Origin of the sequence: Streptomyces sp. RP5T, from assembly GCF_003933965.1 — a bacterium.
Lineage (GTDB): Bacteria > Actinomycetota > Actinomycetes > Streptomycetales > Streptomycetaceae > Streptomyces.
In genome coordinates this window covers 1-8,395 of the sequence record NZ_RSAJ01000369.1, presented here as the reverse complement: position 1 = coordinate 8,395, position 8,395 = coordinate 1, and the positions used below count along the sequence as shown (strand labels likewise).

Here is an 8,395-nt window from a genome sequence, read left to right as displayed (position 1 = left end):
GCCCGGTCCCCACCGGACCGACGACCTACGTCCGCCCCTACCACCGCACCGACGGCACCCGCGTGCGCGGGCACCACCGGTTGATCAGCCCGCGCACCATCGCCGTCACAGCGGGCACCGGGGGCGGAGGTCTGCTGCTGCTCCTGTTACTGCTGGCTCTGGCCGGCAGACCGGGAACCAGCAGCAAGGCACCGGCCGGCACCACGCCGTCGCACCCGGCATCGATCCCGGCCACTCACCACCGGTAGGACTCGCCCCTGCGCAGCGAGCAGACACAGCACAGGGCCCCCGGGCTGTTTGCCGCCCGGGGTCAACGATGCCACCGCCCGTATCGCCTACCGCGAGGTGCCCACCCGGGTCCTCAGCGTGGGCGACTACGACCTCAGCGGCTTGAGCATCCTGAACGCCGCGGCCGAGGACGTCGCCGCGTTCGTCGAGGAGATGGGTGGTGCCCCGCCGAACGTGAAACGGATCGCCGTTTGAGTGCGTCGGCGAACGTCTTGACCATCGCGCGCAGCAGATCGGGACTCGCCGCGGCGAGGTTGTCCTCGGCGAGGGCGTGCAGGGGCAGACTGTCTGGTGCGGTCATCGTGCTGATCTCCTTCGAGGCTTCGACACTTCGAAGATCAGCCGGTGGCCGTTCATCTATGCGGGCCCCATCCCGATGCCGGAGTAAACCCCCGGATCAGGTCAAACCCGTACACCACTTCCCTGGACGCAACCCGCGCTTTCTCGACATGGCGTGGTTCCCGCCAGCGCGGGGGTGATCCGCAGTACGCCAAGGACAACGACGTCTCGGAGGAGCGATCCCCGCCAAGGCGGGAGTGATCCGGCTGCGGAGGCGTTCCTCGACGAGATCCGCACGTGGTGCCTGCCAGCGCGGGGGTGGTCCGCACGCCGACGACGCGAGCGAGGTCTACTCCGTGGGGTCCCCCCGCCAGCGCGGGGGTGATCCGAAGACCGAACTCGGGACTGCCCCGGGCCTCACCCGCCAACCCGTGGGTGATCCGTCCGTCACGCCGATGAGCGTGGTCCAGTCGAGTGGTCCCCCGCCAGCACGGAGGTGTTCCCCGGTGACAGCGCCCCCAACCAGCGGCGTGTCGCGATGAGCCCGGCGCGGCTGGCTTCCGGTTGGGGACGCACCGCAGCGGCACGCGCTCTGCGTCTCTGTTGCCTTGGCCGGGATTCCGGTCAAGGCAACAGCCGTGCATGCGGAAGTGGCGAGCGGTACCCCTCCGGGCGCTATCCGCTCAGGGTTCCGTATCGCCGGTGGCGCATGCGGTACTCCGTGAGGGCACGGGAGAAGTGGATGGCCCGGAAGTCGGGCCACAGAGTGTCCGTGAAGATCAGCTCGGCGTACCACAGGGACCAGAGCATGAAGTTGGAGATGCGGTGCTCCCCTGACGTTCGGATGAGCAGGTCGATGTCGGGTAGGTGGGCGCTCCACATGTGCTGGTGGAAGTCCTCCTGCGCACCGAGTCGCGTTTTCGTTCCGCAGAGGCGGGCCGCTTCGGCGATTTCTTGGCGTCCGCCGTAGTTGAAGGCGACCGTCACCCGGAGTTGGGGATTGTGTGTTGTCGTGTGTTCTTCCACCGTGCGGAGCCAGTGCGAGCATGTGGCGGGGATGCGTGGGTCATTGAGGTCTCCGAGGAAGGCGACCTGTACATTTCGCTGCCGGTAGCTCTCCACTTCGTGCTCTGTGACCAGCCAGCGCTCGGGTTGCATGAGCAGTGCCACCTCGCTCTCCGGTCGGTTCCAGTTTTCGCTGGAGAAGGCGAAGAGGGACAGGTGCGTCACGCCGTTCTCAAGGGCCGCGGTGACGGTGGACTCGACGGAGAGGTGCGCGCGCTCGTGTCCGGCGCTGCGGGGCAAGCCGGCTGCCTGGGCCCACCGCCCGTTACCGTCCATGATCACCGCGATGTGCAGGGTGGAGTCAGTCACGGGGCGCTCCGTTTCGATAGTTGATCATGTGGAGCAGGCCGATGATGGCGTTGGCGTCTGTGAGGCTGCCCTCGGCGAGCAGTCGCGGAATGTCGTGGATAGGTACATGCCGGGTGCGAAGGGGCAGTCCTCGCTCATCTGCGCCGGGGGCTCGTGTGAGGCCTGATGCGGCAAACAGTCGGGTCACGCCGTCACAGAAGGACGGTGCGTTATGGAAGGCGAGAAGAGGGACCAGACTTTCGGCGATGTAGCCGGTCTCCTCGAGGAGTTCGCGTGCGGCGGTGTCTTTCGGGGTTTCCCCGGGCTCGGTGCGTCCGGCGGGAAGTTCCAGAAGAACCTCGTCCACGGCCGGCCGATACTGTTCCACGAGGAGGACGTGGCCGTCGTGCACGGCGACGACAGCCGATCCGCCAGGGTGCCTCACCACATGATGGATGTGCTCCTTTTGCAGGTCGGGATGAGTGGTGCGGGTCTCTTCGATGGTGAAGAACGCCGGCCCGTCGAGGGGCCGCGAACTCGTGCGGTATCCGTGATCCATTTGCTTTACTTCTCACTTTCAGTGATCGGATCGTCCGGCAAGGAGCCGTGCGGTCCGTGGCTTTCTGCAGCCCCGCCTGCTCGAGCGGGGTGCACCGGAAAGCCGTCGTGCTGGTGCGGGCGGGGACAGTCAGGGGCGCTGCGCTCGGAGACGGCGCAGATCAGGCAGGCGAGTGCGAGCAGTGCAAGTCGCATCGGCCTCGTTGGCCCGTCGCCAGCCGCTTCGCACAGAGCACTCAGTAGCGGGGCGTAGGTAAGCCTGCGCACCAGCGTGTGCATGCGAAGCCGACGCAGCATCATGCGGCATTTCTCGCCCATCGGACTGCCTCCCTGGACGGTGACGGTCGCTTCTGTGCCGATGGTGATCTGGCCCCCCTGATACCGGCGAATTGATGCGTCGGCCGCCTATCGTCACGCAGAAATGGAACTTCGGTGGGCTCACTGGAGGGTGCTGGCCCACAATGTCCTTACCAGGGAGGGGAGTTCGGCGTATGCCATCTGGTCGAAAGCTGCTGCCCATGGAACGGCCGATTCTGCCGTTACAGAAGTTCGCATGGCTGGTGCGGGCGATTCGCGCATTCCACCAGGATCCAAAGATCAAAGAGACAACATTTTTCACAACAGCGCTCAACCGTCACCTGGAGGAGGACCTGAAGCCCGCCACGATCAACCGTCTGGAGAGCGGCAGTGCGGACTTTACAATCGAACGGTGTATGGCCTTCGAGAAGGTGCTCGGGTTGGATGACCTGGACCTTGTCGACTGTTATGTGTATGCCAGCCGGGCTCAGGGCCAGACTCCCAAGACGTCGGCGGCGCGAGTGAGCGAGGCGGCAGGTACAGAGGTTGAGCTGCTGTGGCGCTTAGCCAAGGACGAGCCTTTGACGTCTCTGGAGTGGCTAAGGCTTGCCCACCTCTACCGCAACCGTCCCGATGTGCTGGCCAGTTCCCCTGTCCGCGAGTGTTTCCTGCACAGGCTTTTGGACATGGCAGGCGAGAGCTTCGAGAAGGAGGAACGCCTTGTACGCGAGGTCCTGATCACGGTGGGCGCTGACGTCCTGCCGATCCTGCGGGAAAGGGTGCGGACGAATCCGCTGCGGTACTTCACCATCTGCGAGGCCGCAGGGTTCATGACGGGCGAAAACAGCCGCCAGTTCCTGGTCGACCTAGCTCTTGGGATGCGTGACGGAGCAGTGACAGCGACGCTGCTGGAGCCGCTGCGTCGCAGGCTTCACGCCGACGGGGTCGGGCCGCAAGGCATGCAACACCACGCACCTGCGTTCAGGGACCACGCCCTGACGGTTCTGGACGACACCGACGAATTCTTCACCGCACGGGAGGAAGCGCTGTCCTTCCTGCGCTGGGGGAACTTCGCCCTGTCCCCGCGGGAGCGGTCCCGCATGAGCGACATCCGTGAGGACCTCGCACAGTTGCGACTGGAGTGCGACAAGACCTACCGCCGGGACCTTGTCACCGAGGTGGCGCAGCGCTTCACCAAAGACCTGTCCGCCTCTGCTCTCGCAGGTGAGGGAACCCCCCTGGCCGTGCCGGGCGTGCGGACCTTCATCCACGACGGACTCTTCTCCCCGGAGAGAGTCGACCGGCTGACCGCGTCTGTCATGATCAGACCCTGGCACCTGAGCGGGGTACTGGGCACTTCCCTGGGATCAGTAGTCAGCCGAAGCGTCGATAAAAATGACTACGGCGTACAACGGGCAGCCGTTCGCTTCCTCACCAAGCTCACCCGGCCCGAAGCCTTGGAACCGATCCGCGCCATGGGCTGGTCACACCTACGCGACGACAGCGTCCGGCTCACCATCGGATGGGCACTGGGCGCAGGCTCTCACGAACGCGACTGCGCCCTGCTTCGCCACCTCGGCCAATCAGCGACGACCACCGCCACGCGCCGGGTAGTGGCGCTGTCCGCCGCCCGGCTCGGAGCCTGGCCCCTCCTCGAAGACCTGGCCAAGACCTGGGACTTCGCCGCCGCCGGGGAAGCGCAACGACTCATAGGCCGGCGATGAGCCACCACTTTCGGCACCGCGCCTGCCAGCAGCCGTCGACATTCGAGGACACACACCCGACCATCCCCACAACGGCAGCCCTGCTGGGCCAACCCGCACAGCCGTGAGCCGGGCGTCGAAGGTCAGCCCCAGACGCCTTCGAATACAGCGACCTGCACAGGTCTCCGCGGACCGGCTCGCCATCGACACCACGACAGCACCATCGTGACCAGCCTGCTCACGGCCGCATCAGGAACAGGTACCCCCCTACGTCCGGCGGAAGAGCGGCGGGAGCAGGCCGTCGCCCGGCCACAACTCCTGCTCGGCGACGAGAGAGTTGAGGAAAGGCTGACCTCAGCCAGGACGGCGGCGCGCTCCGCGGGTCCGTAGGTGACGTCGTGGCCGGCGGCGTCGACGGCGCGTACCTGGCTGTCGGCACTGTCCGGGGCAGATAACCGGATGCCGTCCGGATCGGCACCCGCAACGTCCGTGCCGTCCGCCAGGCCGCCAGGCCGCCAGGCCGCCAGGCCGCCAGCAGGATCTACGCCCACGACCACGGCCCGCCCGCTCTGCGCCAGAAGGCGTCCCAGGCGGCCCTGCACCGTGTACGGGTGGCTGAAGGACGGACAGCTCACCGGCCTGACCGTGACCGGGCCGTCAACTGCGCTTCGCGACTGGGCACCTGAGCATCGCCGTCGGATGGTAGGCGTACAACTCCGGCAGCAGCCCGCCACGGCCCTGTCCCTGCACGGCGAGGCTCTGGCCCCTCATGTATCGCCGACGACCGCGCCCTGGCAGGGCACGCGTTCGGCTGCCCCACTCTGGCTAAGGTGGCCAGCCGCCCCCGCGAGTCGATCGCCGCAGCCCGGGGAGCACAAAGCGCCGTGCGCACCTACTGCTCACCCCGGAGGCTGTCCCTCATGGCCATGTGCGAAACCGGCGGATGGGCCCTGCAGGGGGCCCAGATCTGTCCAGATGACGCGTGATTCGTATCCGAACACGGCCAACTCGGTGGCCCACCCTTACACCTGACGGAAAAGCGGGGGAAGAAGGCCATCACCTGGCCAGAAGGCCCGCTCGGCGACCAGAGCGGTCAAGAAGACAGCGATCTTGGCCAGGACGGCGGCACGCTCCTGCGGTCCGTAGGTGATGTCCTGGCCTGCGCCGCCGAAAGCGCACACATGAGTGTCCGGGCCGGCCTGGAGGAGGGCGCGCGCAATTTCTGGCAGGCCGAGGCTCAGGGCGTCGCACTCCCCCTGCCGGACGAGCTGGACGAGGTCGGTGGTGACCGTCTCCCAGTCGCCGACCCAGGGCCAGCCGGCGCCGCCGTCCAGTTCATGGGTGAGCGTGGACAGCGGGATGATCTCGCCCGGCGTGCGGCCCTGGGTGAGGCGGTCGTGGATGCGGGCACCGTCGGGCTGGAGGACGTGGGGGTGGAGCAGGGAAGCGGCGGTGACCACGGTGGTGTTGATCTCCTGGGTGCCCGCGTCGGGGTAGTAGGGCTCGTGCGCGAACAGCAGGTAGACCTCCGTGGAGCCGGCCTCGTCGTCACGCTGAGTCCGGATCACGGGTCGGTGTCCCTTCAGTGGTGACGTGGCGGGCGTGGACGACAGGGGTGGCTGTGCCGCTGGTTCGAAGCCGTGCGGGAGCGGGCCCCCTGGAGCGAAGCTCCTGCGGGGCTGACCGGCCTCGCCGGTGGCCGAGTGGGCGCAGGTGCGGGTGCGCTCGAGGAGCTGCGCTACTTGGTCGGCGAGTTGGACCATCAGCCGTTCCCTGTCGATAAGGCGAGGCGAGGCCGTGCGGGTGTCCTGGTCCTGGAGGAGGCCGGCGGCGTCCCACAGCAGGCGGTGGCCGACCTCAGCCGAGCGGCGCACCTCGTAGCGGTCGCTGCCGGCGGCGGCCTGAAGGATGCAGGTGTGCAGGGCGGCAAGTCGCTGCAGGTACCGGCAGGCGGCGTCTGCTTCGACGATGCGGACGTACGCGCGGGCCCGGGCGTCGAACTGATCGAGCAGGTACTCCGTGAGCAGCGGGGCCAGCAGCACCGTGGGCACCGTGACACTCAAGGGGACACCGCGGCTGAGGGCGAACAGGCCGACCATCACGCTGATGAGGGCGACAGCCGCTGCCGACAAGCGCAGGGATCCGGGGACGGTGCCCACGGCGAGGCGCCTGGCGGGGCGCCGGGTCAGGGAGCGCACGGCCAGGCGCTGCCAGACGGTCACTCCCGGGGTGAGCACGCCGATTTGGTGGGGGACCTCGGGCTGGCTGCCGTCACCGGGGACGGTCCAGGCAAGCCACCCCCACAAGGTGCGTTCGTGGACGAGGACGAGTCCGCAGGCGGCCGTACAGGCGTGGCCGCGGACGTGCCCGGTGCGCAGAGCGCGGCTGCTTTCCCTTTTCCACCGGCCCGCATCACGGGTGAAGGGACGTTGGTGGTGCACGCCCGCGGCCTGCGGCAGTGTGCGAAGCGGTGTCACGGGGTGCTTCCTTCCAGGTGGTCGATGAACACGGAGGCGCACGTGGTGCAGCGGCCGTCGCCGTCGGGGCGGGCGCGGCGGGGAGTCGGCCCCGGGCAGGAGCGGCAGGGCGGCCAGCCCAGGCAGGCCGGGCACAGGTCCTCGCCGGGGGCGGTGCCGGGCACTCCGCAGCCGGCGCACTCGGTAAGCGCCCGGTAGGTCAGGGCCTCGCTCACCGTGCGCGCGGCCGAGGAAGTGGTCGAGCGCGGTGGCGGGTCCTGCCACGCGGGCGTGTGATGGTGGCCGGCCACGGTGGCGGGCGGTTGGTAAGCCTGGGCGGCACGCAGCCGGGCGGCGATGATCGCGCCGACAGTGGTGCGGACCGGGCTCGGCAGAGGGCGGTCGCTGATGACGTGCTGAAGCTGCTCGCGCGTCCAGCCGGCGTCCAGCATCGCCGTCACGACGCGGCCCTGATCGGTCAGTGCCTGCCCCGTCAGCAGCAGCTCGGGGCGCGCCGCCGCGAGTTCGAGCAGCAGCTGGATCCCCGGGTGCATCTCATCCGCCGCGGGCGCGGGAAGCCGGAGCGTCGGCGTGCGCGGCTGGTCCGTCTGTCCACGTGCCGGCGGTACTTCGCCGCACGGACGGAGGGGTCTGGTGTTCTGCTTAGTGGTCTTCTTAACGATGGTGTTCTTAGTGCCGGGGGCAGCCAACGTAGGGTCATCCACTGGTGGAAAACCCGACTCTGGTCGTGACCTGCTGCTTTGCAGGGCCGGCAGGTCGGTGATGACGTACGCGGCCGCGCGAAGGGTTCCGTCCTCGCCTCGCTCGCGCCCCCTAACGAGGAAGCCCTGCTGCTCCAGCTCCTTCAGCCCGCTCTTGACGGCTGACTCACCGTCGCGGCCGCGGCGGGCGATGTCGGTGACGGTCATCCGCCAGCCCTCCACGTGGGTGGAGAGCAGCCCGAACAGCCCCTTGGCCTTGTAAGACAACTCGGCGGCACGGAACAGGCCGTTGGCGACCTGGGTGAACTGATCGGCCGCCATCACACCCCGACGGATCCCCGCCACCAACCCGCCGGCGTGCCCGGCCTGCGCAGGCGCGATCACCAAGTCGGCGTCGACCAGCGTCATGTCCCAGGTGGCCGGGCGGTCGGTGATGCAGTAGACGACCTCGCCGAGGGTGCCGTCCGGGCGGCGCAGCCGCTCACGGATCAGGTAGCCGCACGCCTCCAGCTCCTTCAGCCCGGTACGGACCGCTTCCCGCCCGTCCGGACCCAGGCGGACAAGACCGTCGACCGTCACCTGCCAGCCGTTCGCGTGCGTAGAGACGTACCCGAAAATCCCCTTCGCCCTGAAGCTGAGACGGCTGTCCCGGAACAGGCCGTTGGCGACCTGGGTGAACTGATCACCCGCCATCACACCCCGGCGGATCCCCACCCCCAAGCGGCTCACCGCCGTACCC

Annotated in this window: 7 protein-coding genes; 3 read left to right on the top strand and 4 right to left on the bottom strand. The window is 68.2% G+C overall.

The annotated features are described in order from the left end of the window. Together EHS43_RS30065 and EHS43_RS46715 are read left to right on the top strand one after the other, a co-directional pair. Nucleotides 1-248, top strand: a 248-nt coding sequence (locus EHS43_RS30065; RefSeq protein WP_125193865.1) for a hypothetical protein, incomplete at its 5' end; no start/stop codon positions are given. Nucleotides 249-297: 49 nt separating this feature from the next. Then, on the top strand, nucleotides 298-483 hold the full coding sequence (locus EHS43_RS46715; protein ID WP_185806474.1) for a hypothetical protein: 186 nt from the start codon (nucleotides 298-300) through the stop codon (nucleotides 481-483). A 759-nt stretch (nucleotides 484-1,242) separates the two neighbouring features. On the opposite strand, the gene uppS is transcribed toward EHS43_RS46715, so the two are convergent. Both uppS and EHS43_RS30050 read right to left on the bottom strand, forming a co-directional pair. Next, entirely contained in the window at nucleotides 1,243-1,941 is a 699-nt protein-coding gene (gene uppS, locus EHS43_RS30055; protein ID WP_125193863.1) for a polyprenyl diphosphate synthase, read from the bottom strand. After that, nucleotides 1,934-2,479 carry an NUDIX hydrolase gene (locus EHS43_RS30050; protein ID WP_125193862.1) on the bottom strand — a complete coding sequence of 182 codons (546 nt, stop codon included), beginning with the start codon at nucleotides 2,477-2,479 and terminating at the stop codon, nucleotides 1,934-1,936. Before EHS43_RS30050 ends, uppS begins: the two co-directional genes overlap by 8 nt. A gap of 517 nt (nucleotides 2,480-2,996) precedes the next feature. On the opposite strand from EHS43_RS30050, the gene EHS43_RS30045 reads away from it, so the two are divergent. Beyond that, entirely contained in the window at nucleotides 2,997-4,499 is a 1,503-nt protein-coding gene (locus tag EHS43_RS30045; protein ID WP_125193861.1) for a hypothetical protein, read from the top strand. Between the two features lie 1,001 nt (nucleotides 4,500-5,500). Here EHS43_RS30045 and EHS43_RS48160 read toward each other — a convergent pair. Further along, nucleotides 5,501-6,955, bottom strand: coding sequence for a hypothetical protein (locus tag EHS43_RS48160; RefSeq protein WP_260470777.1), 1,455 nt, complete (start codon nucleotides 6,953-6,955; stop codon nucleotides 5,501-5,503). Further along, a partial coding sequence (locus tag EHS43_RS30035) for a hypothetical protein (protein WP_312023450.1) occupies nucleotides 6,952-8,395 on the bottom strand: 1,444 nt, incomplete at its 5' end. The genes EHS43_RS30035 and EHS43_RS48160, both read right to left, overlap by 4 nt.

Excerpts from the sequence above, each read along its gene's own strand:
- EHS43_RS30050 (WP_125193862.1), bottom strand. The coding sequence starts at position 2,479 with ATGGATCACGGATACCGCACGAGTTCGCGGCCCCTCGACGGGCCGGCG.
- EHS43_RS30045 (WP_125193861.1), top strand. The coding sequence starts at position 2,997 with ATGGAACGGCCGATTCTGCCGTTACAGAAGTTCGCATGGCTGGTGCGG.